The organism is Streptomyces sp. SID14436 (assembly GCF_010548465.1).
GTDB lineage: Bacteria > Actinomycetota > Actinomycetes > Streptomycetales > Streptomycetaceae > Streptomyces.
This window is the reverse complement of the sequence record NZ_JAAGMD010000383.1, coordinates 1-678: the sequence shown is the minus strand read 5'-3', so window position 1 is coordinate 678 and position 678 is coordinate 1. Positions and strand designations below refer to the sequence as shown.

The 678-nt window shown below is 79.6% G+C and carries 1 pseudogene; it reads left to right on the top strand.

Annotated elements, in window-relative coordinates:
- Nucleotides 1-678: pseudogene (locus G3I53_RS13295) on the top strand (primosome assembly protein PriA); the annotation flags it as partial.

Sequence of the window (678 nt, the reverse complement as noted above, 5' to 3'; positions counted from 1 at the left end):
CGCGAGGGCCTGCGGCACGGACCGGTCCTGGTGCAGGTGCCCCGGCGCGGCTACGTGCCGCGGATGGCCTGCGCGAACTGCCGGGCCCCGGCGCGCTGCCGGCACTGCTCCGGGCCCCTGGAGGCGCCCGGCTCCGGCGACCTCATGTGCGGCTGGTGCGGGCGCGAGGAGAGCGGCTGGCACTGCCCGGAGTGCGGCGGCTTCCGGCTGCGCGCCCAGGTGGTCGGGGCGCGGCGGACCGCGGAGGAACTGGGCCGGGCCTTCCCCGCGGTACCGGTGCGGACCTCGGGACGCGAGCAGGTCCTGGACACGGTGCCCGGCTCGCCCGCGCTGGTGGTGAGCACCCCGGGCGCCGAACCGGTTGCCGAGGGCGGGTACGCGGCGGCGCTGCTGCTCGACGGCTGGGCCATGGTGAACCGTCCCGACCTGCGGGCCGGGGAGGACGCCCTGCGCCGCTGGATCGGCGCCGCCGCCCTGGTCCGGCCCCAGTCGGCGGGCGGCACGGTGGTGGTCGTCGCCGAGCCCACGCTGCGGCCGGTGCAGGCCCTGGTGCGCTGGGACCCGGTGGGGCACGCCCTGCGGGAGCTGTCCGAGCGCGCCGAGCTGGGCTTCCCGCCGGTCTCCCGGATGGCGGCGGTGGCGGGCCCGCCCGAGGCGGTGACGGCGTTCCTGGCCGGC